The sequence below is a fragment of the Pseudomonas lyxosi genome (assembly GCF_047758685.1).
Lineage (GTDB): Bacteria > Pseudomonadota > Gammaproteobacteria > Pseudomonadales > Pseudomonadaceae > Aquipseudomonas > Aquipseudomonas lyxosi.
Map to the genome: position 1 here is coordinate 2,528,824 of NZ_CP180481.1, position 25,415 is coordinate 2,554,238.

The following is a 25,415-nucleotide window of genomic DNA, read 5'->3' on the forward strand; positions in this document are numbered from 1 at the left end:
TATCACTGAAGAAGGCCCTGATGAAAAAGCTTTTCAGCCTGCTCGCCACCCTGTTGGTGCTGGCCCTTGCGATGTGGATCGGCCGGACCCTGTGGGTGCATTACATGGACACCCCGTGGACCCGCGACGGCCGGGTGCGCGCCGACATCATCAACGTCGCCGCCGACGTCACCGGGGAAGTGGTGGACGTGCCGGTGCGCGACAATCAACAGGTTAAAAAGGGTGATTTGCTGATGCGGATCGACCCTGAGCACTACCGCATCGCGGTCAAACAGGCGCAGGCGCTGGTGGCCTCGCGCAAGTCGACGTGGGAGATGCGCAAGGTCAACGCCCACCGCCGCGCCGACATGGACAACCTGGTGATCTCCAGGGAAAACCGCGACGACGCCAGCAATATCGCCGACTCGGCGTTAGCCGACTACCAGCACGCTCAGGCGCAACTGGAAGCCGCCGAACTGAACCTCAAACGCACCGAGGTCAGAGCAGCGGTGGACGGGTACGTGACCAACCTCAATGTGCATCGCGGCGATTACGCGCGCATCGGTGAGGCGAAAATGGCCGTGGTCGACATGAACTCGTTCTGGGTCTACGGCTTCTTCGAAGAAACCAAATTGCCCCACGTGCGGGTCGGCGATAAAGCCGACATGCAGTTGATGAGTGGGGAAGTATTGAAGGGGCATGTGGAAAGCATTTCTCGCGGCATCTACGACCGTGATAATCCGGAGAGTCGCGAGCTGATTGCCGATGTGAACCCGACCTTTAACTGGGTGCGTTTGGCGCAGCGGGTGCCGGTGCGGATTCACATTGATGAAGTGCCGGAGGGGGTGCTGTTGGCGGCGGGGATTACTTGCACGGTGGTAGTAAATCCCACGGCTGATCAGTAACCCTGTGGCGAGGGAGCTTGCTCCCGCTGGACTGCGTAGCAGTCCCATTTAAGGGGCCGCTTCGCTGCCCAGCGGGAGCAAGCTCCCTCGCCACAAAAAGCGACCGCATCAGCCTTTGCAAAACGTCTCATGCAAATGCCGCCAAACCACTTTGCCGTCCACCTGCTTCTCAAACACCACCGTCGACCGCCGATCAGAATGCAATCCCGTCGCATCGGTCTGCTGCTCGCGATAACTCACCGTTGCACCACCGTCGTACAGAGCGATGCCACGCAACTCGCTGAGATGAATTCTGAACCCGAGCTTCTTCCCGCCCGCCATCAAAAACAACTCACTCAACGCGTCGAAATCCAGTACCCGCCCCAACGGCGAGACCATGGAAAACTGCGGCGAAAAACGCGCCAGCAACTGTTCAAGCGCTGGCTCGTCTTGATCCTCGGCCAACCACTGCTCGATGGTGACGTGAGCCTGGATCACTTCATCAAAGTATTCGGTGTAGTCGGTCATGGAAGTTGCCCCTTCAACCCGAACCGCTTCATCAACCCCGCCTCCAGCAGCCCTTTAGGCAACAACCCCGCCAGCAACGGCAACGCCCGACTGCCATTGCCCAGACGAATCAGGCGCGGTGGTTTGCTCTGCTGCACGGCCTTGAGCAAACCGGCGGCAAATTCACTGGCCGGGGTCGGGTTGTCCTGGGAGGCCTTGGCCCGTGCGCGAATACCTTCACGCAACGGAAACCAGGGCGATTGCTCGGTGATCAACTGCTCCGCCTCATGGCCGGCATTCTTGGCAAAACTCGAGGCGATGGCGCCCGGCTGGACTTCCATGACCCGCACGCCAAACGGCGCCAGTTCCATGCGCAACGCATCGGTCAAGGCATGTACCGCCGCTTTCGAGGCGCAATAGGCGCCGGCAAACGGCGTGACCAGAACCCCGGACACGCTGCCGATGTTCACCACCAGACCCTTGGCGCGGCGCAGCACCGGGAACAGGGCGCGGGTGACGCCGACGATGGCGAACACATTGGTTTCGAATTGCCGTTGCATGGCCGGCACGCCGCCGTCGAGCAACGGCCCCATGGCGCCATAACCGGCATTGTTGATCAGCACGTCGAGGCCACCATGTTGCTGGTTGATGCGCTCGCTCAAGTGTTCCAGTGCCGCGCCGTCGTTGACGTCCAGTTGCACGGCGGTGAAACCGGCAGCGGCCAGCGCCGCCACGTCTTCTGTTTTACGGGCGCTGGCCCAGACTTCGTATCCGGCACTTTTGAACACCTCGGCGAGGGCGCGGCCAATGCCGCTGGAACAACCGGTAATCAACGCAACGGGCATGGCGCGGTCCTTGTGCAATAAGAGGAAGATAATTAGTCGGAGAAACTACCCTGCAAACGCTCGGCGCGAAACTCCAGCGTTTGCGGGCGATAGCCGGGGCGCAACGGCGGCAGCGGCAAACAGTCTTCCCAGTTCGCGCCGGCCTGCAGTTCGCCGGGGCCGCGATAGCGCGGTGCGGCGTATTGATTGTCGGCCAGATTGACCGTGTCGCCCGGCGCATAGGCGGCGACGCGCCAGCGCAGTTCGGTCAGCGGCACATCGTTGCCGTTGTTCATTGTCAGATGCAACGGGCGATCGGCCGGGCACTGTTCTGGCGCGTAACTGATGCGCAACTCCAGGCGCGCCAGTTGCTTGACCTCGCGGTTGTCCATCCAGATCACCCACGTTGCCACCACACCCAGTCCGATGGCCGCCGCCACGGAGACTGGCAACGCCTTGGTCGGGTAGCGCAGTAACAAAATCAGCCAGGTGATGACCAGCAGGACGCCGATGAACATGTTTGAACGCTCCTTGAACTCATGACCACCATCCTACCGAAGGGCTGAAGGAATGGACATTCGTCGATCAAGGTCCGTTACCGTTGGTCGGCACTGTAATTTCTGACAGTAGCCTGGCCTGTCCACGAACGGTTAGATGACTGCTGGCAAACACGGACGCGACCGGCATGCAGGCCTTGACGATGGGGATGTACCACAAAACACCCGGATTATCCGTTGTCGACCCGCGAGGTCTGCCGATCCGTTCGGTTGATTACTGGCGTGAGGTCGAAGACGACCCCGCTCAGGCACGCATCAATCGCACCTTTTACGATGCCGCAGGGCGTGCCGTTGAACAGTGGGATCCTCGGCTTTGGGCGCTGCCAAAAGAAGATCCGCTGAGGCGCGCCAACCTCACGACGGTGTTTTCGCTGTCGGGTAACGCGCTGTTCACTGACAGCGTCGATGCCGGTTGGCAGCTCAACCTGCCAGGTCTGGGCAATGAGGTTTTGCAGGGGTGGGACAGCCGAGGCACCGGACGCATGGTCGACTACGATGACCTGCTTCGCCCCGTGGCAGTGTTCGAGCAGGGCGTGACTGAACCGCAAAGGGCTGTTGAACGCATGGCCTATGGCGGTCCCGATCATGGCATCCAGAATCAATGCGGGCAGTTGATTCGTCATGACGACCCGGCAGGGACGGTGCTTTTCGAAGCATTTTCGATTACCAACCAATGTGTGAAACAAGTGCGTCACTTCACCCTGGACCCTGTTGCACCCGACTGGCCGGAGTTGGAAGCCGATCGCCAGCGGCTGCTTGAACCGGGGGAGGGGGCCGCTTCGACGTGGAGTTTCGGTCCGCTCAATGATGTGCTGGAACAGATCGATGCCAAGGAAAACCGCCAGGCCTTCAGCCTGACCCTTGACGGTCGCTTGCGTGAGACGCGTCTGCAACTTCAGGGGCTGACCACCTGGAAAACGCTGGTCAGTGATATCCAGTACAACGCCGAGGGGCAAGTGACGCACGAAACTGCCGGCAACGAGGTACAAACAACCCTCCTTTACCGCCCTGAAGATGGCTTATTAATGGAGCGTCGGGCACAGGACGCGAGTGCTCGGTGGTTGCAGCATCTGATTTACGATTATGACCGGACGGGCAATGTGCTGAGCATCGAGGACAAGGCCCTGCCAGTGCGTTACTTCGCCAACCAGCGTATCGATCCGGTCAGTCGTTATATCTACGACAGCCTTTACCAATTGATCGAGGCCTTTGGCTGGGAGGCGGGCAGCGCCAATCAGGGACCTGCATCGGTGGGGCGGGTCGATCCGGCGGCGGTCAGCAATTACCACCAGACCTACAGTTATGACGAGGGAGGCAATTTGCGCGAGCTGACGCACGTCGGTGCGCAGGGGCCTGGACATAAATTGGAGGCCGCGCGTGACAGCAATCACTGTCTGCCCTGGCGCAACGGTGTGCCGCCCACCGAGGAGGAAATCGCCCTCGCGTTCGACAAAAGAGGCAATTGTCTGGAGCTGGATCAGGGACGGTTTTTGACTTGGGATTTGCGTAACCAGTTGCAATCGGTCACTCCGGTGGAGCGTGAGTCGGGGGTCAATGACCGGGAGTCCTACGTCTACGATGGCGGTGGTCAGCGCGTGCGCAAGATTCGCTCGTTACAGACCAATGCCCGAACCGTAGTGGCTGAAGTGCGTTACTTGCCCGGACTTGAGCTGCGCACCGACAGTGGCACCGCAGAGGTGCTACAGGTCATCACCGCGCAGGCCGGCCTCAACACCGTTCGGCTGTTGCATTGGGAAAGCGACCCACCGTCCGGCACCAACGATCAATACCGTTACAGCCTCGTCGACCATTTGAGTTCTTGCACCTTGGAGCTTGCGGATGACGCGCGAATCATCAGTCGGGAGATCTATTACCCGTTTGGCGCAACGGCCTGGTTTGCCGGGGATGATGTGATTGAGGTCAGCTACAAAGTCATTCGTTACTCGGGCAAAGAACGGGATGCCACAGGGCTTTATTACTACGGCCTGCGGTATTACGTGCCGTGGTTGCAGCGCTGGTTCAATCCCGATCCCAAGGGGTTCATCGATGGGCCGAACCTGTATCAGATGGTCGGTAACTCGCCCATGAATTATGTCGATAGCGACGGCGGTGGAAAGACCGAAGCTTCAGCGTTGAGCCAAAGCCTGGACAAGCAACAAGCCTTGGTCTCATCGGTTGGAGGAGCCGTTTCTGATCTCAAAAATTCAATGCTTAACCACACCTATGCGCAGCATCGGTTCAAAGCGTTGGGCAGGCGAGTCGCTACCCAGCTTGTTAGCAGTGCTGTCAGTGCTGCCGCTACGTCGGCAGGTACTGCGGCAGGCGGTGCCTTGGGTGGGTTGATAGGCCCGGGGGGCGCAGTGCTGGGGGCCAAGGTCGGGGCGAAAGTCGGCTCCAAGGCAGCAGATGCTTTGATTTCCAAGGTGGTGGACACCTATCAGCTGGACCGTCCGATCAACTTCAAGGGTAACGAAATGAACCCTAAAGCATTCATCGAGCGCGTTGAACCCAAAAAGAAACTCAGTCTTGCAACGGCAAAACTTGAACTGTCGGCGGTTGACCCGCGGACACGTGAAGGGCGAAAGCAATTGGGGAAAAAAGTCACCACTGCGGTGGTAGATAAGGCTGTCAAAAAGGCCGCCAGCAAGCTGGGGCCGGAAGCGCCAGGGCTGATCAAGACAGGTCGAGAGTTTTACCAGGCATCGCAAGGACTGAACGCGACATCACTTAGCGAGGCTTACGACGAGACGCCAGCAGTGATCGATATGCTGGAGTTCAGAATGCAGGCAATCAAAACTGAATTCGCCGTTTCCGGTAGTGCAGATTCAGAAACCTTCGAGCGTATCGCCGAGCTCTCGACGCAGACGCAGCAGGTGGTTCAGACGTTGAACAGAAACCAGGATTTCATTGAGCTTGTCGCACCCAAGCCTTACGCCGGACGACGACAATCGCTGAATGGAACGTCCAGGTCCGCCCCGGTTCGGCGAATGTCACTCGGCTGACACAAGAAAAAAGCCCCCACCCAACCCGCTGCGGATAGGGAATACGCAGCGGGCTGGACGGGGGCTTCTTGTGTTACAGATCAATCACTGCGCGATGGTTTTCACCGACACGCCGCGTTCGATCGGGTTGGAGCGACCGTAGATATCTTCAAACCGCTCGATATCGTCTTCGCCCAGGTAGCTGCCCGATTGCACTTCGATGATTTCCAGCGAGATCTTGCCCGGATTGCGCAAGCGGTGGACCGAGGCGATCGGGATGTAGGTCGACTGGTTTTCAGTGAGCAGGAACACGTTTTCGTCGCAGGTCACTTCAGCAGTGCCGCTGACCACGATCCAGTGTTCGGCGCGGTGGTGATGCATCTGCAACGACAGGCACGCGCCCGGTTTGACCGAGATGCGCTTGACCTGGAAGCGGCCGCCCATGTCTACCGAGTCGTAGGAGCCCCACGGACGATAGACTTCGCAGTGGTTCTGGGTTTCGCTGCGGCCCATTTCGTTGAGGGTGTTGACCATCTGTTTCACGCCTTGGACCTTGTCCTTGTGGGCGATCATCATGGCGTCCTTGGTTTCGACGACCACGATGTTTTCCAGACCGATCACCGACACCAGTTTGCCGTTGCCGTGGATCATGCAGTTTTTGCTGTCCTGAATGACCACATCGCCTTTGGTGACGTTGCCGTTGGCGTCTTTTTCATTCACTTCCCACAGCGACGACCAGCAGCCGACATCGCTCCAACCCGCGGTCAGCGGTACAACGCAGGCGCGCTGGGTTTTTTCCATCACCGAGTAGTCGATGGAGTTGTCCGGGCAGCAAGCGAAGGTGGCGGAGTCGATGTCGACTGTGTCGGCATCCTGTTCGCTACGTTCCAGGGTCAGCACGCAGGTGTCGTAGATGTCCGGATCGTGTTTTTTCAGCTCTTCGAGGAAACGGCTGGCGCGGAACAGGAACATGCCGCTGTTCCAGAAGTAACCGCCGGATTCGACGAACTCGGTGGCGCGCTTCACGTCCGGTTTTTCGACGAAGTGCGAAACGCGGCTGACACCTTCGGGCAGCAGCGAATCATTGGCCGACTTGATGTAGCCGTAGCCGGTTTCCGGTTTGGTGGCCGGTACGCCGAACAGCACCATTTCGCCGTTTTCTGCAGCGACCGTGGCCAGGGCCAGCGCGCGTTGCAAGGCTTTCTGATCTTCTAGCACGTGGTCGGCTGGCAGCACCAGCATCAACTCGTCGCGACCTTCGTTGACCAGCATCAGTGCGGTCAAGGCAACGGCCGGCGCGGTGTTGCGGCCGAACGGTTCCATCAGGATGCGCTGCACGTCCAGTTTACGGGCGGCCAGCTGTTCGTTGACGATGAAACGGTGTTCCTTGTTGCAGACCACGATGGGGGTGTCCATGCCTTCGAACACCAGGCGCTCCAGGGTTTGCTGGAACAATGTTTGTTCGCCGGTCAGGGCGAGGAATTGCTTAGGGAACTGCTTGCGCGAAAGCGGCCAAAGACGTGAGCCACTACCACCTGACAAGATCACCGGAATCATGTTGTTACTCCTTGAAAATCGTATGGGTCAGAGCTACTGCGTTCTGTCGTTTCACTCTTGTTCTTATTCCGTGTCCGGGTAGCCCGTGGGCTACCCGACAAAATGATTAGCGCGTCGAAACCGGGCGTTTTACCCAGACTGGCGCCAGGCTGCTGCCGCTGCCAGTGACGTACAGCACCGCGGCTTCACCACGTTCCAGGGCAACCGGTTTCACGTCGCCGACTTTCTTGTCGCCATCGTAAAGCGCCAGGCTGACTTTAACCGGGTTGATTTCACGCTCGCCACGGCCCTTGGCGGCCACGGTAGGGACCACTTCGGTCTTGCCGTCAGCGGTTTTCAGGGTCAGGGCCTTGTCGCTGAGGTTCTGTACGCGAACCAGGGATTTCTGCTTGTTCTTGAACGGCGGTTCTTCGATCAGTTGCGGTGCGCCGCTGGCGTTGTTGACCAGGGTGTAATAGTGATCACCGGCCAGTTTCACCGGCAGGGACTGGCTACCAATCTTGGCGCTGTAGTCGCCGCCCGGCATGAAGCTGAAGTCGGTGCTGGACAGCGGCGCGACTTCGGCCAGGTTGGTGGTGCCGACGGTGGCGCTGACTTCAGCGTTACCGGCGTTGTAGACACGTACGAAGCTCGAGCCTTTCGGTGCAGTCGGGCCGTAGAGTGCGGCGTCGCCAGCGAAGGCGGACATCGACAACACGCTCATGCCAGCAACGAGTGCGAAGGTCTTGGCGAGACGGCGAGGAGTAGTAGTGAAAGTCATGGTAGTACCTCTCTCTTTCAGTTTTGCGCCCGGTCGGGCGTCTCGGATTTAGTGTTTGCTGCTACGTTTTGTTGGCGAGCGCCGGCTTCTTTGAGCTCTGCGACCCACTGCGGGTCGGCGTCACCGATTTCGTTGTTCACAGGCAGATAACGTTCAGGAAACTCCCAGATCAGCACCTGTGGCGGGCTGTTCTTGAAAGCATCACTTTTCAGATAGCTGAGCATCGGCAGAATCGGGCCGTGGCCGTCTTCGGCGTAGTTGACTACGTCGCTGTTCAGCGCTTGTTTCAGCGCACCGACGAAGTTCCAGTTGGGGTTGGCGCTGTAGCTGGTGCCGATCAGGGCCACCGGCACTTCAGTGTTGGCGAACAGCGCGTCATCAGCGGCCGGCTGGTCTTGCGCCGCCACGGTGTTGCGCTTCTGCAAAGGTTCTTGCGCCGGCATCAGGTTTTCGAACAGCGGGTCCAGCGGCAGGAACAACCGCAGGTCGCCCTTGTGCGTCACCTTCTCCGCAGGTTCAGTGACGAAGTGTTGCGGCTCGCCGCTCAGCGGGTATTTGTCGGTAATGGATTTCGCCAGGGTCTCGGCGGCGATTTGTGCGCCTTCCGGGGTCCAGTGGGTGTCGGTGCGCAGGAACACTTGCTGACCGTCCAGCTTGGCTTTCAGCATCGGGCCGTACAGGTCGGGCGCGAGGACCTTGTTGGCCGCCACATGAGCGTGGAAGTCCTCATAGAGGTTGGCGTGGATGCTCGAAGGCTTCACTTCACCCAGGTGTTCCGGGTACAGGCGAGTCTTGGCTGGCACGATCGCCATGACCAGTTTCACGCCCTTGGCTTTCAATTCCTGACGCACGCCTTCTACGAGTGCGTAGTTGCCTTGCAGGTTCAACTCTTCGTTGACGATCGGGTTGAATTCCTCATCGCTGTACAACCATTGATCGCGGCCGAGCACGACGCCCGGACGACCTTCGTTGAATAGTTTGAAATCCAGCGCAGCCCAAAGGTTGGTACCCAGGCGCTTGATCGGGAACTCGTCGTCGTAATGCGTTTCCACGGCTTTGGTCCAGCGGCCGTTGAGCACCGTTGTTTCGGCAGAGGTACTGAAGCCGAGGAAGCTGCGCGTGGACCACAGGCCCAGGACCAACAGCGTCACCATGAACAGGGCGATGTAGAGGATGCGTAATGAGCGGGTCATAGTCAGATCCCTCAGAACTGGAAGTAAAGGAACGGCGAGAAGCTTTGCGCCGAGAGTTTGAAAATCGAGGCGATGAACAGCACCAGTACCAGCGTGCGCATCACGTAACGAGACCAGTCCGCCGTCCAGTAGGCCGGTTGCACAGTCGCTTCAGCGCCGACGGTGTAGCCTGGCTCGTGGATGCTGCCCGGGTTGTCGCCCGGTACGGCTTTGATCATTCCAGGCGTAGCGGCAGCCGGGCCATCGGCCTCGACGTTCACAACAGGCTTGGTCTTCTCAGGCGGCAGGTTGCTGTAGAAGTCACGAATGCCGAAGAACGCCAGGGTCATGTAAGCCACCACCAGAGTCGCCACTTGCAGGCCGGTGAGGCTGGCCGCGTTGAGTTCCGACAGTGACCATTCGCCGAAGCTGAACATCGCGCCGTACATACGACCGGCGACGTGCAGGTTTTCCGAGCGGAAGATCACCCAGCCCATGACCACGAGCAGGAAGGTCAGCGCCCAGCGGATCGGGTTGATGCTGCGCGGCGAGGTATTCAGGCCGAGGGCTTTTTCGATCGCCAGCCACATGCCGTGCCAGGCGCCCCAGACGATGTACGTGATGTTCGCGCCGTGCCACAGACCACCGAGCAACATGGTCAGGAACAGGTTGCGATAGGTCATCAGCGTACCTTTACGGTTACCGCCCAGCGTGATGTACAGGTAGTCACGCAGCCAGGTGGACAGGCTGATGTGCCAGCGACGCCAGAACTCGGTGATCGACTGGCTGATGTACGGCTGTTTGAAGTTTTCCATGAAGCGGAAACCCATCATCAAGCCCAGACCGATGGCCATGTCGCTGTAACCGGAGAAGTCGAAATACAGCTGCGCGGTGTAGGCCAGCGCACCGAGCCAGGCATCGCCCGTGGTCGGGTTCTGCAAGGCGAAGCAATGGTCGGCCACGACCGCCAGAGTGTCGGCGATGAAGACCTTCTTGATGAAGCCCTGCATGAATCGCGTCGCACCTTCGGAGAACTTGTCGAGGGTGTGGGTGCGGTTGTTGAACTGGTCGGCGAGATCGCGGAAGCGCAACACCGGACCGGCGATCAGGTGCGGGAAGATCGCCACGAAAGCGGCAAAGTCGATCAGGTTGCGGGTCGCCGGCGTGTCACCACGGTAGACGTCGATGATGTAGCTGATGGACTCGAAGATGTAGAACGAGATCCCGATCGGCAACAGCACGTGGGTCAGGATGAACGGCGACAGACCGACAGAGGTCATCATCGCGTTGATGCTGTCGACGCCGAAGTTGGCGTACTTGAAGTAGCCGAGAATGCACAGGTCGACGGCCACGCCCAGGAGCAACCAGCGTTGTGCCGGTTTGGTCCGAACGCCTGCGGCACCGACTTTGAGGCCGATCCAGTAGTTCCACAGGGTGACGGCTGCGAACAGCGCAAGGAAGTCCACACGCCACCAGGCATAGAACACGTAGCTGGCGATCAGCAGCAGCAGGTTGCGATAGCGTATTCCGCTTAAGTAGTACATGCCGAGAAAGATCGGCAGGAACAAAAACAGGAACACGTTGGATGAAAATACCATCCCGGTCTCTCCATGTTTAACCAACAGTCAAGGGCCGCAGCCCCCCCAAACCCCCCATCGAAAACCGGGGGATATATGATCGTTCCCACGCTCTGCGTGGGAATGCCTCACTGGACGCTCTGCGTCCGCTTCGGCATGTGACGCGGAGCGTCACGGGCGGCATTCCCACGCAGAGCGTGGGAACGATCACCGATAACTCAACTGCCTTTTTTGCCTTTTTCACTCGCCGGGTCGTAGACCTTGGTCAAATCACCACCCAGTCGAAAAGTCTTGAACGGCTGCATCTCGTGCTTTTTCTCAAGCACATCCGGCGAGCAGGTGTAGAGCGAGCAGAACGGTTCGAGCCAGGCGAATTTCGAGTCGATTTTCAGGTCGGTCATGTCCTGTTCCTTGCCGTTCTTCTTCTCGAATTCTTCCGGGTCTTCGACACCCGCGAGCACTCGATCACCCAAGCGTTTCAATGCGCCGTTGTTTTCCTGACGCAAGTCCACACCGTTGACCTGAGCGAAACTGGCGATCATCGCGAGCGGCGGCAGGGCGTAGTTGTGGTAGGCGAGGGCGCGTTGCTGGCGCTTGAGTTCGTTGGGCAGGAAACCCTGGGCGTCAATCTGATTGGCGCCGACCTTGAATTCCTTCACCGACCAGTCGAACAGATCGCGGCGGTTGGTGGCGATGGACGTTGCCATCACCGACCAGGCGGACCAGTACGAGTGGTTGTTGGTTTTATCCAGCGGCAGGTTGTCCCAATCGCTGACCACCTGATCAGCCATTTTGCTGAACCAGGCTTCAATCAACTGCGACTCTTGCTGGTGGTTCGCCAACGGATGCGAATCGGAGAACTTCAGGCGGATGTAGGACGACGCCATGCTGCCCAACGCCCATTTGCGCATGGACTTGCCGGTGTGGTTGAAGTCCTTGGACATCAACGCATCGGCCTTGGCCCAGGCGGTCAACCAATTCAGGGTGCATTCCAGCTGTTCCGGACGACCGTCACGCATGTACTGCATTACGCGCTTGCTGGTGCCGCGCTCAATCTTGGTGATGTCGGCCGTGGTGTCGCGGAAGGCTTTTTCCGATGCCTCGTTCAGGGTCGAACGGGCCTTGTCGGAACCTTCGTATTTGCTGCGAAATTGCAGCGAGCCGGTGTACGGCGTCGGCATCGCATCACAGCCTTCGCTCTTGTCGCCGGTTTTGACTTTTTCAATCGGCGCGAAGTATCCCTGTGGCGGACGCAATGGCGCGGCGGCCTGAGTCGCACCGGCAAACATGGCCAGGCTCAACAGGGACGGTGCGATCAATCTTTTCAAAGTTCGGGTTTGCATGCATGTCATAAGAGGTTGCCTCACTGCCCGGCCTGAGCGGTACGCTGCCCTAAGCCAGGGAACACGTTGCGTTTGCAGATTTTCGCTTCGACTTTCTGTGGCGCGGCACCTGCTTCAGGGCCCTGGACTTCGACGGCCAGCAGATTCTGCGAGGCCCAGTCTTCGTCCGTGCGCAACTCAAAGGCGAAACGCCCGTCGGTATCGGAGGTTTCCGGTTTTTCGATCTTGATGTCCTCGTGGCGACCGTTCATGTACCAGAGGGTGGCTTGCAGAGTTTTCACCGACGGATCGGCGAAGCGGATATCAACCTGGTGACTGCTGTTTTGCAGATTCAGGTTCTTGCTGTTGACCATCAATTCGTTCTTGCCCGGTTTCAACGTGGTGCTGCCGGTCATCTGTGCATCCTTTCCTTCGCAACCGTTGTCCAGCAGCGCCATCATCTGGCGGTAGATGGTTTCCTGGTCGAGGCGATAGAGCGGCGAGAATTCCCAGATCAGAATCTTCGGCGGCTTGGTCTGGAACTCTTCGCTGCCCAGGTACTGCAGCATCGAACCTTCCAGGCCACCGCCGGGGAACGCCACGTTAAGGATGTCGGCGCCGATTGCCTCTTCGAGGAAACCGGCGAAGTTGTAGTTCTTGCCACTGTGGCTGGTGCCGACCAGGGTGACTTCCGGATTGCCGGAATCACTGAACAGATCGCCATCAGCTGCTTCGCCTTTCGGCTCGGTGGTGAACTGATCCATGTACTGGATCGCGTAGCTGGTGCCACAGAGTTGACCAGCCATGTTGTGTAACGTTCCGGTCTTGCCCATGCGACCCGACTTATGGCTCTCGAATTCGCGTTTCGGCACGTCGGCAAAGGCCGGCATTTTCTTGATTTGCTCACCGACGATTTTCGCCGTTCGCTGGGCGCCATACGGCGTCCAGTGTTGGTCGCCCTGGAAGTAAAAATCGTGGGCCGGCAGGGTGTCAGGCAGCGACTCGTTGGTCAGCGGCGACAGGTCCGGCACGGTGTAGCCCATGGCGGCGAAACGCCCCAGCATGGTCTTGTAGTTCCTCAAGGCCTTGTCGAAATCGTACTTGGCCTTTTCTTCCGGATTGAGCTTGTTGCGGTTCACCAGACCACGGGTCGGCTGGTAAACGATGACCAGTTCAATGCCTTTGCTCTTGAACGCATCGTGCAGTTCTTTCATGCGTTTGTAGCCGACGGGTGTGGTGTCGAACTCGGTGCGCAAGTCTTCTTGCGTACGGAACAGCCAATCGCCCTGAGCCTGCACCAGCGTGGTGAAGTTCTGCTGGTAACGCGTGGTGTAGTTTTTCGGGTCGTGGGCTTCGGGGCACAGGTTGCAGCACGGTTCGGCGTTGAAGGCTGGTGCTTTGGCTTCATCGGCACGAGCGACGCCGCTGGCCGCGAGAATGCCGGCGGTCAGGGCCGACAAGCTGAGTAATTTGATCAAGTGTGAGTGCATAAAATTATCCTCAGTCCCGCATTTCGGTCTGGCGTTCGACAGGGTCGATCAGCACGGCTTTCTGCTGGCGCACCAGCAGGTCGAGAATTTCATCCTGGCGCTCGCCGAGAATCCCCGAGAAGCTGATGCCACTGGTTTTGGTCGGTGCGAGCATGGACACGCGATACAACTCGACGCTCAGCGGCGAGTCGATGGACAGCGGGCCGCTGCCGTTGCCGGCCAGTTCGCCGCCGACCACGATCAGGGACACCTGGGCGTCGAACGGATCGAGCTTGATGTCCCGGTCGGTGTCGCTCAGGTCCTTGATGTGGCCGTAGACGCCGGTCAGGCCGTTGGCCATGGACAGGTTTTCGTAGAGGCGGATGTTTACGCTGTTACGAATCCGGATGCCGTGGCGCTTGTTGCTGATCACTTTGTTGCCCCACAGCAGGTTGTCGCCACTCTCGTAGAGGGTGATGCCGTCGGTGTGGTTCTTGTAAATCTCGTTGTAGGCGATCAGGTTGTTCGTGCTGTTACGGTCGATCACCAGGCCCGACAACTTGTTCTCGTAGCTGCGGTTGTTGAAGATGAAGCTGTCGTTCACTTCACGGGAAATAATGATCCCGTGCTTCTTCTTGGTACCAAACACCGTGTTGTCGGCAATGATCAGACCGTGGGAACGGTCATGCGGGTCAATGCCGTAGACGATGTTGTCTTTGTAGGTGTTGCCCTTGACCACAAAGTCGCGGGTTTCGTAGCAGTAGAAGCCGTACCACATGTCCGAGAACTCGGAGCCGACGATCCAGCCGCTCGGTTCAGGGCGCTTGAGCACCTTGGCCATGTTCGGCGTGTATTGGGAAATACTCACGCCATAGGATTTACTGTTGGCGTAGCCGAAACTGGCGATCTTGCTGTTGGCGATGTAGGTCTCGGTGCCGCCCCAGGACAGCAGGAACGGACGGAATTCCTTGGGCGACTTGAAGGCCGCCGGGCCGTTTGCCTTCTCGCTCCAGCCAGTGATTTTGGTATCGCGCACAAACAACTGGCCGTCGTTGACCAGGAACGAACCGGCCTCTTGGGACAGGCGCAGTTCCTGAGTCTGCTTGTCGATTTCCAGGATGCCTTTCTCACCCACCACGATCGGCAACTTCGCCAGGAACACGCCCGGCGAGGTTTCACTGAAGTACTGCTTGGGTACTTTCTTGGCCAGATCCTTGAGGTTCATGTAGCCGTCGTCGATGAAAATCGCCTGTGGGATACCGTGCTGACGCACGACCCATTCAGCCATCTTGTTATCGCCGCCAATGAAGTCCTTCAGGGCGTTTTCCTGCATCATCCGACGCACGCTGATTTTGCCGGGCTTGGTGCGCACGATTTTCGCGGCGATGGCTTCGGCGGTGTAGCCGGAGGTGTCCGGCAGTTTCGGCTTGGCCAACTCCAGCGGCGCGGTCGGTGCGCTGCTGACGGTGTAGGTCTTGGCCTGTTGCAATCCCTTGGCAATGGTCGCCGGCTGGCCCTTTTGAACGGGCGAGGCCGGCTCCACAGTGGCGAAGACTGCCGTGCTGGCCAGCAACATCGCGCCGGCCAGCAAGGTTATCGAGCCTCTCTTCGGACTGTTCATGTCAGGAACTCCCTTAGCGGTTCGCATCAGAAGCGCCAGATCACGTCGACAAACGCGCGGTGCATGTACGAGTCGACGCCTTTGCCATACGCATCGCCGGGCTTGAACACACCGCCACGCAACCGCACCAGGGCCGAAGGCTCATCGATCGATTGGCTCAAGGAGGCGGGCAGCAGGCCTTGTTTGAAGTACTTGGTGACGACCACGTCCATTTCCTGGCCGAGGTCTTTGTTGCCATCTTCCAGCGGCAGGGACGTGCTGGAAAGAATCGCGCCGGTCGCGTCGTCGGTGTTGTTCTCGACGGCGTTGATGCCGTTGCTGCCGACTGGCTTGTTGCCGTCGACGCGCCAGAATTTGTGGTAGATCACACTGGCGTCGTATTCGTCGTTGAGCATCCACGAACCGAATAAGGTAGCGCTCTGCATGTTGTTCGTTTCGCCACGGAAAGCTTCGCCGAAACGGTGAACCCGCGAGCGAGTACCGGTGTAGTTCGAGCGGTTGCTTTGCAGGCCGTTCTGTTCGTAATCGGCACTGGCACGGGCATAGGCTGCACCGACTTGCCATTGCGGATCGAGGCGCAGACGCACGCCCAGGTCAGTGGCCCAGCCATCAATATCGCCACTGGTTTTGGCTTGTGCCGGAGCGGTGCCATCGGCGTTGAGCGGGTTGACCTTGTCGCGGTCGCCGCTCATGCCTGTGACGCTGCCCCAGTAATTGACGGTGTTGGTGTTGCGCCAGTTGTAGGCATCGCTGTCGGCAGTAAGGCCGATCCAGCTGATGTCGCCATTCTCTTTCTTGTCCAGAGAATCGGCGGGAACACCTGGCTGCGCGGTATCGAGCTTGCCGTCATCGTGAGTGTGATGACCACGAATGCCGACCCAGTTGCCCGGGTTCCACTGATACGCCGCATCGGCGTAAGCGTGCAGGCGATCCTTGTCCTTGGGCGCGAGTTCTGTGAGGTCGGTGCGGTATTCGCTGAAGCGTTCGGCAACACCGGCGTTGGCGCGCAACAGGGTGGTGTCGAAGGTCCAGTTCAGGGCTTCGATGTTGGTGTCGCGCCATTGGCCATCGTCATTGCGCAGACGCTGGCGACCGAGTTTGAGTATTTCGCCGGGGTAGGGCGTAAGGCCGCTGTAACCGACCCAGAACTCGCGCATCGCCAGGTAGTTTTTCTTGCTCTTGCGATCACCGCTGTCGGTGGCCTGGGTGCCGTCGCTGTCGGACTGTTGCAGGGTGTCCGTCTCGATGATGTCGGTGGACGTCACGGCCTGACCCATGGCGTAGCCGCTCCACGCGCCGCTCTCGCCGTAGATCCATGGACGCAGGTCGAGGCCGACGCCGTTGACGTCGCCGCCGCTCGCCGTACCGAGGTCAGTGTCGTCTTCGGACTGGGCGGTGACTTTCACGTCAAGGCCGTAGTTCTTGCTTTCAGTCAGGGCCGCCAGGGTCGGGCACGACCACAGCAGGGCAAATGACAGGCCAATACCGGCCTTAACGAATGGATTCAACTTCATAGGGATTCCTCGCCGTCTTCTTCTTCCAGGGCATGCAGTTCCAGCGTGTTCTGGCTCAAGGCACCACGAACGGCCTGTTCTTGTTTCAACAGGCGTTGGGCCTCGGCGAGCTGGGCAGGCGGCAGTTGGGCTTCGAGTGTTTGCGCAAGCTCGGTGGCTTGCGGGGTGTTCTGGGCCTTGGCCAATTGGCTGAAGACATAAGCGTTAAGCGGGTCGGGCCGGGTGCCCTTGCCTTGGGAGAACAGTTGGGCAATGGCGAAGTCGGCGCTGTTCTGGCCGTTACGCGCAGCCTTGAGCAGATGGTCCAGCGCTTTCTGCGAATAGACCTTGCCCAGGTAACCGCGACGGTAGATCTGGCCGAGGTAGTAATCGGCGGCCACTTCTCTGTCGACGGCTTTCTTGAAGTGTTCTTCGGCGACCTTCGCGTCGGCCGGCACCATTTTGCCTTCGTAGTAGAGCTTGCCCAGCAACAGTTCGGCGCGCGGCTGGTCGGCGGCGCGGCCGTTGTCCAGGTACTTCATCATCTTGTCGACGTCACCCAGTTCCGGGAAGTCGTAGAGCAGTTGCGCCAGGCTGACCCAGGAAGCGGGGTAGCCGGGTGCGATGCCTTCGAGCAGCGACTGCGCGGTTTTCTCGTCGGTCGTGCCCAGGGAGGCATCGCCCAGTACGCGAGCCACGCTGTCCACCCGCTGGGCGGAAACCGCGCCGCGAGCCTGAGCGGCCTGCATTTGCTTGATCAGCTCGGCCTGTTTTTCTGGCTGGGCTTTTTTCTGATAGACCGTGGCCAGTTCGACGTAGCAGATGTCGGTGGTGTTCAACGCGGCTTTGCAGATCGTTTCCACTTCGTCCAGATGCTGGTCGTAAGTGCCTTGGGTGCGATAGAGCAGCACTTGGGCCAGGCCCGCTTCCGGCTTGCCTTCGGCGCGCCATTGGCTGATCTGCTGTTGCGCGTTGACGTTCGGGAAACTGTGCGGGTATTGCAGGTACAGCATCGCCAGCGGGATCAGGGTGTTGCCTTCGCCTGCGGCAGTGGCTTTCTTCAACAGGCCTTCGGCTTCGTGCTGTTCGGCTTCGGTGGAGCCGGGTTTGGCCACCAGCAGACGACCCAGGCGAGCCTGAGCTCGCGGCGAGACACTGGCCGCAGCGCGATAAGTCGCCTCGGCTTTCTTGATCTGAGCCGGGTCACGGCTGTCGACCTGGATATCGGCGAGGCCAACCTGTGCTTCGCTGTAGCCCAGGTCTGCCAGTTGCTGGTAATTCTGCGCCGCCAGCGTGGTATCACCGCGCTTGAGGGCTTCGTTGGCCAGACGCTGGTCGGGCAGGCCGGCGCATCCGGCCAGGGCAATTGCCATGGCCAGAGTCAGCGGGACTGGCAGGATTCTGAGTGGGCTAGTCACGGGCATGTCCTCTTGTTTTTAACGACCGGCGGCCATGGCTTTGTCGATCAGCCAGTTCAGGTTCGGACCACGGGTGGCGTTGACTTCAACCGGGCGACCGGCGAATTTGCTGTCCAGCGGCTCGTCAGGCTTGATCTGCACGCGGATGTCGGACGACAGGTCGGCGCTTTTCAGGCTGGTGCTGCTGATGATCGTGCCGGAGCGGGTTTTGTCTTCGCCGGCGATCTGGAAGCTGACCGAGCTGCCTGGCAGCACGTCGCCGAACTGGCGATAGGAGAAGCGCGCTTCAACGTTGGCTTCGCTGTTACGCGGCACCAGTTGGAAGATCACATCGCCCTTGCTGGCGTACTGACCGTTGGCGACCATTTGCTGCGCTACGGTGCAATCGCACGGCGACGTCAGGGTGCCGGTCATTTGCTTGCCGAACAGTTCTTCAACCTTGGCCGGTTGCAGTTGGTCTTCGTCCAGATGGCCCTTGAGTACGTCGAGCATGCTGGTGCTGAACGTCGCCAGCGGGGCGCCTTTGGCCGCAACGCCGTCGGTTTTGATCAGGCTCTGCACCGTGCCGTCGCGCGGCATGGTGATGTTCATGCCCGCTACGCTGACCAGACCGGCCTGGGCGTGGCTGACGAAGTACATGCCGTACACCGACTTGAAGATGAAGCCGAATGCCGTCAGGCCGACGAGGAAAATCGCGAGGCTGAAGGTCACTGCACGCAGACGACCGAACGGGGTCATGCCGTGGTCGCCATCCTTGACCTTGCGCGCCTTGGTGAAGTTGTCGCGTTGCAGGGTGGCCAGCACTTCACCCATGGTGACGATGTCGCCGGCCAGGTGAGAAGTGATCAGGTGGCGCAGGGTGGAAATGTCCTGAGATTCGAGGTTCTGGAACTGGCAACCGGTACGACCGGTTTCGCGGTCGTGGGAGCGCACCAGTAACTCGACGTCCATGGCCAGGCCGAGGTTATCGATGACGAACTGCAGGCGAGCCTTGTACACGTCGCCGATCTTCAGTGGCAGCTGACCGGCGTTGAAAGCCAGGCCGCCAGCGGAGAGGTCGATGACCCGGGCTTCTACCGGGGTCCGGTCAGGACCGTAGAAACGCAGCTTGGCCGGGATTTTTACCCGGGCGTGCTGGCGCTGGGCTTCTGATTCATGCACTACGTTGGCGTTGACGGCGGTATTCATATGGACGATTTCCTAGTTAATTCAGGCGAGTTCGGTCAGACCATCATCAGCAGCACAGCAACAAAAATGCTGCCGGCGGAGAAGGTCATGGTCCGAGACGACCAAGTGTTGAACCAACCTTGAAAGCTGGCGAGATCACGGGTCAGAGAAGTGGGCTGGCGACTCCAGGACTGTCGGTCGAGGCGGAAGAACACGTAGATCTTCACCAGCGCGCCGACGATCTGGTTGTAATAGAGAATCGCCGGGTAGGCCGGGCCGATCGTGTGACCGGACAAAGACAGCAGCACGGTCAGGATCAGGCGGGTAATGCCGATCCACAGCAGGTAAACCAGGATGAACGCGGCGCCGTATTTGAAGGTGGCGATGAGCGCGACGGTCAGGCCCAGCAGCGACGTCCACATCGACACACGCTGGTCGAACAGCACCACCGACGTGAACAGGCCGAGACGTTTCATCCCCAGGCCCAAGGCGCGGGAGTTCTGCCGCAGGTTGTTGCCGTACCAGCGGAACATCAGTTTGCGACTGGCCTTGATGAAGCTTTTTTCCGGCGGGTGTTCCACGGTGTGAATGGCGGCGTCTGGCACATAAAACGTGTCGTAGCCCAGGCGCATCAAGCTGAACCAGCTCGACTTGTCATCACCGGTGAGGAACTTGAAGCGACCCAGGCGCCAGTGTTGCAGCGAGTCGCTTTCCACGTCGGCGATGAAGTCCGGGTTGGTCACCACAGTGGCGCGGAATACCGACATCCGGCCGGTCATGGTCAGCACGCGCTTGGACAGGGCCATCGAGCACATGTTGATGTGGCGCTGGGCGAATCGCAGTTTGTGCCATTCGCTCATGATGTAGCCGCCGCGCACTTCGCAGAACTCGTTGGTGGTCAGGCCGCCGACATTGCCGAACAGCTGGAACCACGGCACGGTCTTGAGCACGACGCCTTCGGCGAGCACGGTGTCGCCATCGATCACTGCAACCACTGCGCGGTCGTCCGGCAGGTGGCGGGAGATGGCGCGGAAACCGTAGGCCAGGCCATCGCGCTTGCCGGTGCCGGGAATACGCACGAAGTCGAGCTTGACGCGAGCCGGTGGGTTCATTTTGGCCCAAAGGCTCTTCACCAGCTTCTCATCGGACATTTCCACGATGGAGCAGACCATGGTGGTCGGCAGGCCGCAGTCGATCGCTTCGCGAATCACCGAGGCGTAGACCTGGGCGGTGGTCAGCGCGTCGATACGAAAACTGGTGACCATCAGAAACACATGGGACGGGTTTGCCGCTTTACCCAGCTTGCGCACTTTGCGCCGCAGGTGCGGGTAGACCACGTACAGAAACAGCATGCCGCGCAAAAAGTGCGTGGCACCCATCGAGTAGCGCCAGATACCGACGATACCGATCAGGAAGATGAAGTCCTTCGACTCGGAGTCGAACGTGGACGCAGGCAACGCCATGGCGATGCCCATCAAAATACTTAAGTAAAACAGCCAACCGGCGACCTGAAGTAGGCCGTGCTTTAGCCTGTGCATAATCTGCATCCGTCTCTATCTCGGGCGAGCCTGTGGGGTGGCCCGATGGGGTTAAGGCAGGCGAAAAAGCCGGGAGGGTTGCGGGCTTTGTGAGCCCCGCAAACCCTCCCGATGCCGCTTGTTACCAGCAGATGCCTTCAGTCCGGCCACTCACGCTGGTGGCTTGGGACATGAAACCGACCAGGTCGATCACTTGCTTGCCGTGCGGAGCGTTCTGCGCCAGGGCGCGGAATTTCTCGTCACGGTTGCCAAGGATGATCACGTCGGAGTTGTTGATCACGTCGTCGAAATCGGCGTTGAGCAAGGACGAGACGTGAGGGATCTTCGACTCGATGTAATCCTTGTTCGCACCGTGAACGCGGGCGTATTCAACGTTGGTGTCGTAGATGCTCAGCTCGTAACCCTTGCCGATCAGCATTTCTGCCAGATCAACCAGCGGGCTTTCGCGCAGGTCGTCAGTACCGGCCTTGAAGCTCAGACCCAGCAGGGCGACTTTGCGTTTGCCGTGGCTGGAGACGATGTCGAAGGCGTTCTGCACCTGGGACTCGTTACTGCGCATCAGCGAGTTCAGCAGCGGTGCTTCCACGTCCAGGGAACCGGCGCGGTAGGTCAGGGCGCGAACGTCCTTCGGCAGGCAGGAACCGCCGAACGCGAAACCAGGGCGCATGTAGTACTGGGACAGGTTCAGCGTCTTGTCCTGGCAGACCACTTCCATCACTTCGCGACCATCGACGCCGACAGCCTTGGCGATGTTGCCGATCTCGTTGGCGAAGGTCACCTTGGTGGCGTGCCACACGTTGCAGGTGTACTTGATCATCTCGGCCACTGCGATGTCCTTGCGGATGATCGGAGCGTCGAGTTCTTCGTACAGCGATTGCAGAACGTCGCCGGAAGCCTTGTCGAACTCGCCGATAACAGTCATTGGCGGCAGGTCGTAGTCGGCGATCGCGGTGCTTTCACGCAGGAACTCAGGGTTCACTGCAACGCCGAAGTCGACGCCGGCTTTCTTGCCGGAGCAGTCTTCGAGGATCGGGATCACTACGTTTGCCACAGTGCCTGGCAGTACGGTGCTGCGAACCACGATGGTGTGGCGGGTGGTCTTGTCACGCAGGACAAAACCGATCTCGCGGCACACCGCTTCGATGTAGTTCAGTTCCAGGTCGCCGTTCTTCTTGCTCGGCGTGCCGACGCAGATCATCGACAGGTCGGTGTCGCGAATCGCCTCGGCGAAGTTGGTCGTGCCGCGCAATTTGCCCGTCTCGATACCCTTCTGCAGAAGCTCGCCCAGACCCGGTTCAACGATCGGCGATTTACCGGCGTTGATCATATCGATTTTGTCTTTGGCAACATCGACGCCAACGACGTCATGGCCCCGTGCAGACAGGCAGCCGGCACATACTGCGCCGACGTAACCCAAACCAAATATGCTGATGCGCATCGCAATTACCTCTGTGTTTATCAAGCCATTACATGGCCGGAGTTAATGGTGTTCAGCGGTCGTAGCGCACTCGGAAGTGCACCTTAAAGGCGCAACAATGCCGCGTGCAGGCATATAAGTTCCGAGTGTCTAAATAAGTTCACTCAAAATGTGCGCAACTAGGCTTTTATTGTTATGGCGTGCCCTGTTATGCAGCAGATCTTCTAATCAGAAGACATTCGTGCAAAGGTCTTGCGCGCTCAATGCCAGGCCAGAAGCCCGTAAATCAAGCGGTTGGGTGCTCAGGTGAGCACGTTTATAGGGGCGCAGCCTTGGCCTTGTAGGGGATATTTATGATGTTTATCTCCTATCCTTCATGTGTTGCCCAAATCAGGGATCAGTCAGCAGAAGTTAATGTGACAACTTTGCTAGGTGGATCTCTTCTCTGCGTAAGTTATCTCGTACAAGCTCAGGGAGAATGGTTACCGATGGTATGAGCGACGCATTTGGACATAGTTCCTGTCCGCCCATCGCGAATTCTGAAATTTCTTGAAATATTGAAAAAGATGGCACTGCTCTCATATTGATAGCAACGCCTGTTTCGCCCTTGATACATAGGGATATTGTTGGGTTAGATAGTTATGTGCCACTACCGATAAAAAATTTCAGTGCCACTACTGAAAAAATTCAACAAAGTCGAGTGAAACTAAAGTTAGGAAATTGAGTGATTGATTTTTGGCGTCAGTAAAGTGACGAAAGAGGCGGGGGATTGTTGGACGATTGGACATGGCGTACGCCCCTTAATGAGGCGTGCGCCAACCGGGTGTTTACGCGGGTGCGTGATCGCGCAGGAACACCAGATTGTCCGGTTTAGACTGCTCGGCGCTGTAGCGATAACCTTGTACGTCGAACTGCTTGAGGGCTTGCGGGTCGTTGATGCGCTCTTCAATGACGAAGCGACTCATCATGCCGCGGGCCTTTTTCGCGTAGAAGCTGATGATCTTGTACTGGCCGTTCTTCAGATCCTTGAATTCGGTATTGATGATGCGCGCGTTCAGGGCGTTGCGTTTGACCGCCGAGAAGTACTCGTTGGAGGCCAGGTTCAGCAGCACGTCATCGCCTTGATCGGCCAGGGCTTCGTTCAACCATTCGCTGATCCGTGTGCCCCAGAAGGCATACAAGTCCTTGCCACGGGCATTCGCCAGTTTGGTGCCCATCTCCAGTCGATACGGCTGCATCAGGTCCAGTGGGCGCAGCAGGCCGTACAGGCCGGACAACATGCGCAAGTGCTGCTGGGCGTAATCGAAATCGGCCTCGCTGAAGGTTTGAGCATTCAACCCTGTGTAGACGTCGCCCTTGAAGGCGAGCAGTGCCTGCTTGGCGTTTTCCGGTGTGAACGCGGGTGTCCAGCTGCCGAAACGCGCGGCGTTGAGCCCGCCGATCTTGTCGGAGACGTGCATCAACTCGCTGATCTGCGACGGGGCCAGCTCGCGCAATTGCAGGATCAGCTCCTGGGAATGGTCGAGGTATTGTGGCTGGGTGAAGCGCTGGGTCGCCGGCGGTGTTTCGTAATCGAGGGTCTTGGCGGGGGAAATCACCATCAGCATGAAGTCGTCTCCTTTAATCGTGGGGGCGATTCTAGGGGGTTGTTCTGGTTGACTCCAGCTATGGGTGTCATAGGTGATCGGTGGTGTCATGGAACAAGATCGCAGCCTTCGCTTCGCTCGACAGCTCCTACAGGACCGAGTTGACGTGAAATTGGGATAACCCGGAGGCGCCAATCCCTGTAGGCGCTGTCGAGCGAAGCGAGGCTGCGATCTTTTGATCTTCCCGCGATATAGTGCCGCGCGGGTTTTGTTATGGAGACATCCCATTGCGTATCGTTTTTCTATTCTCGGCCTGGCTGTTGAGTTTTGGTGCCATGGCGGCGTCGGGCGATGTGGCGACGCTTGATCGCAGCACCTGGCCCGAACAGCTCAACAGCCCGACCCTGTTTGATGTGGCATCACGGGCCGAGATCCTCATGTTTTCTCGCGTCTTGCTGGCCAGCGAATCCCTGGATGAAGTGAGCCTGGCCCAGCGCCTGGGGTTGCGCACGGTCAATCTGGAATCGATCAACAACCTGCGCCAGCGTATGTGGCAACGGCTGCTGACCAACTACAACTACGCCCAGCAGAGCTGCGATCAGGATGCTTCCTTCTGTTTCCTAGTCGAGGACATGGACACCCTGCGCCAGCAAGCCGCCAAGTTTCAGGTCAGCGATGAGAGCTACTACATAAAGTGGGCCGAGCCGAGCCGACTGTTCCACGCCCAGTACCTGGACGAGCAATTACGCAAGGCAGCGCTGTTTCCGCAAACCAGCAGCGAAGTCGATCGTTTTGGTGACTATGAGCGCAACGGCGATCAGATGCATGACCGGCTGTTTTTGCTGACCTTCGACAGTGCCGCCAATACCGTGCCGGATAACACCGCCTGGGCCACGGAATACCTGCGCAAGTCGAACATGACCGGCACGTTCTTCGTCCTCGGCAAGGACATCCAGGCCCGTCTGGCCGATCGTTCGGTAGCCAGCCTGCAAGCGACGTACTCGAAGCAGTGCATTGGCGCGCAAGGTTGGGAGTTTCGCTCCCACAGCCACTGGCAGGACTGGCAGGACTCGGTGCGACGCAGCGTCGAACTGGTCAAAAGCAAACTGCCCGAGAACTACGTGCCATTGTTTCGGCCGCCCGATGGCCAGCGTCGGTCTGACGCTGAAGGATTCTTCAAATCCCAGGGCTTGCAGGTGGCGCTGTGGGATATCGATGCCCAGGACGGTGCCGGCAAGCTAAAAGCCAATCAGAGCGCGCAACGGGTGTTGAGCCTGATGTTGTTGTGGCGCCACGGGGTGATCAACTTCAACGTGAAGCAGGATGCGCTGAAAACGGCGATGCCCTGGCTCATCACGCAAACGGCGCAAAGCGGAATCGGCTGGGAAGACTGTCAGGACGGGTTTCGCTGAAAACGACGAAAGGCCGTAAACATTGGGGGAGGGGTGGTTTTGGGCGAGAATTCGGTGCAGGCGGACTTCCGACTTTAACGGGGTGATGGCAATCCGCCTAGTGCTATTGGTCACTCTGAAAAATAAACTTCAAAAAAACGTCAAAGTACTTTTTTCTGTCACAGGTTTTGGAGT

General features: G+C 58.8%; 19 protein-coding genes. 3 read left to right on the plus strand and 16 right to left on the minus strand.

Annotated elements, in window-relative coordinates; genetic code table 11:
• The first annotated feature begins 20 nt into the window (after positions 1-20).
• Positions 21-884 carry an efflux RND transporter periplasmic adaptor subunit gene (locus ACMXYI_RS11695; protein ID WP_415773312.1) on the plus strand — a complete coding sequence of 288 codons (864 nt, stop codon included), beginning with the start codon at positions 21-23 and terminating at the stop codon, positions 882-884.
• A 108-nt stretch (positions 885-992) separates the two neighbouring features.
• Here ACMXYI_RS11695 and ACMXYI_RS11700 read toward each other — a convergent pair whose 3' ends face one another.
• The 3 genes from ACMXYI_RS11700 to ACMXYI_RS11710 are packed head-to-tail and all read right to left on the minus strand — an operon-like array spanning position 993 to position 2,712.
• A complete protein-coding gene (locus ACMXYI_RS11700) occupies positions 993-1,391 on the minus strand; it encodes a DUF4440 domain-containing protein (protein WP_415773313.1) in 399 nt (132 codons plus the stop codon).
• Positions 1,388-2,215: an SDR family oxidoreductase gene (locus ACMXYI_RS11705; RefSeq protein WP_046053201.1), complete on the minus strand. Its 828-nt coding sequence runs from the start codon at positions 2,213-2,215 to the stop codon at positions 1,388-1,390. Before ACMXYI_RS11705 ends, ACMXYI_RS11700 begins: the two co-directional genes overlap by 4 nt.
• Positions 2,216-2,247: 32 nt before the next feature.
• Entirely contained in the window at positions 2,248-2,712 is a 465-nt protein-coding gene (locus tag ACMXYI_RS11710) for a multidrug transporter (protein WP_415773314.1), read from the minus strand.
• A gap of 182 nt (positions 2,713-2,894) precedes the next feature.
• On the opposite strand from ACMXYI_RS11710, the gene ACMXYI_RS11715 reads away from it, so the two are divergent.
• On the plus strand, positions 2,895-5,753 hold the full coding sequence (locus ACMXYI_RS11715; RefSeq protein ID WP_415773887.1) for an RHS repeat domain-containing protein: 2,859 nt from the start codon (positions 2,895-2,897) through the stop codon (positions 5,751-5,753).
• 84 nt (positions 5,754-5,837) lie between these two features.
• On the opposite strand, the gene ACMXYI_RS11720 is transcribed toward ACMXYI_RS11715, so the two are convergent.
• The 13 genes from ACMXYI_RS11720 to yaaA all read right to left on the minus strand — a co-directional run bounded on the left by ACMXYI_RS11720 (position 5,838) and on the right by yaaA (position 23,850).
• Positions 5,838-7,289, minus strand: coding sequence for a mannose-1-phosphate guanylyltransferase/mannose-6-phosphate isomerase (locus ACMXYI_RS11720; RefSeq protein WP_415773315.1), 1,452 nt, complete (start codon positions 7,287-7,289; stop codon positions 5,838-5,840).
• 106 nt (positions 7,290-7,395) lie between these two features.
• Positions 7,396-8,049 (minus strand): alginate O-acetyltransferase AlgF, encoded by a 654-nt coding sequence (locus ACMXYI_RS11725; RefSeq protein ID WP_111450336.1) that lies wholly within the window; start codon positions 8,047-8,049, stop codon positions 7,396-7,398.
• A 17-nt stretch (positions 8,050-8,066) separates the two neighbouring features.
• A complete protein-coding gene (locus ACMXYI_RS11730; RefSeq protein WP_415773316.1) occupies positions 8,067-9,242 on the minus strand; it encodes an alginate O-acetyltransferase in 1,176 nt (391 codons plus the stop codon).
• Positions 9,243-9,253: 11 nt separating this feature from the next.
• The gene (locus tag ACMXYI_RS11735; RefSeq protein WP_415773317.1) at positions 9,254-10,819 is read right to left on the minus strand and encodes an MBOAT family O-acyltransferase; all 1,566 of its coding nucleotides are present in this window, start codon (positions 10,817-10,819) and stop codon (positions 9,254-9,256) included.
• Positions 10,820-11,016: 197 nt separating this feature from the next.
• Positions 11,017-12,150 carry a mannuronate-specific alginate lyase gene (locus tag ACMXYI_RS11740; RefSeq protein ID WP_415773318.1) on the minus strand — a complete coding sequence of 378 codons (1,134 nt, stop codon included), beginning with the start codon at positions 12,148-12,150 and terminating at the stop codon, positions 11,017-11,019.
• Positions 12,151-12,161: 11 nt separating this feature from the next.
• Positions 12,162-13,610, minus strand: a complete 1,449-nt coding sequence (locus tag ACMXYI_RS11745; RefSeq protein ID WP_415773319.1) for an alginate O-acetyltransferase — start codon at positions 13,608-13,610, stop codon at positions 12,162-12,164.
• 10 nt (positions 13,611-13,620) lie between these two features.
• Complete coding sequence (gene algG, locus ACMXYI_RS11750) at positions 13,621-15,210, minus strand: mannuronan 5-epimerase AlgG (protein WP_415773320.1); 1,590 nt, start codon at positions 15,208-15,210, stop codon at positions 13,621-13,623.
• Between the two features lie 26 nt (positions 15,211-15,236).
• A complete protein-coding gene (locus tag ACMXYI_RS11755; protein WP_415773321.1) occupies positions 15,237-16,724 on the minus strand; it encodes an alginate export family protein in 1,488 nt (495 codons plus the stop codon).
• Complete coding sequence (algK, locus tag ACMXYI_RS11760; protein ID WP_415773322.1) at positions 16,721-18,127, minus strand: alginate biosynthesis TPR repeat lipoprotein AlgK; 1,407 nt, start codon at positions 18,125-18,127, stop codon at positions 16,721-16,723. Before algK ends, ACMXYI_RS11755 begins: the two co-directional genes overlap by 4 nt.
• A gap of 12 nt (positions 18,128-18,139) precedes the next feature.
• Positions 18,140-19,309, minus strand: coding sequence for an alginate biosynthesis protein Alg44 (locus tag ACMXYI_RS11765; protein ID WP_415773323.1), 1,170 nt, complete (start codon positions 19,307-19,309; stop codon positions 18,140-18,142).
• Positions 19,310-19,344: 35 nt separating this feature from the next.
• A complete protein-coding gene (gene alg8, locus ACMXYI_RS11770) occupies positions 19,345-20,826 on the minus strand; it encodes a mannuronan synthase (protein WP_415773324.1) in 1,482 nt (493 codons plus the stop codon).
• 121 nt (positions 20,827-20,947) lie between these two features.
• The gene (locus tag ACMXYI_RS11775) at positions 20,948-22,264 is read right to left on the minus strand and encodes a nucleotide sugar dehydrogenase (RefSeq protein ID WP_415773326.1); all 1,317 of its coding nucleotides are present in this window, start codon (positions 22,262-22,264) and stop codon (positions 20,948-20,950) included.
• Positions 22,265-23,070: 806 nt separating this feature from the next.
• The gene (gene yaaA, locus ACMXYI_RS11780; protein ID WP_415773327.1) at positions 23,071-23,850 is read right to left on the minus strand and encodes a peroxide stress protein YaaA; all 780 of its coding nucleotides are present in this window, start codon (positions 23,848-23,850) and stop codon (positions 23,071-23,073) included.
• Between the two features lie 266 nt (positions 23,851-24,116).
• Here yaaA and ACMXYI_RS11785 point away from each other — a divergent pair, with 266 nt between their 5' ends.
• Entirely contained in the window at positions 24,117-25,241 is a 1,125-nt protein-coding gene (locus tag ACMXYI_RS11785; RefSeq protein WP_415773328.1) for a polysaccharide deacetylase family protein, read from the plus strand.
• The last annotated feature ends 174 nt before the right edge of the window (positions 25,242-25,415 follow it).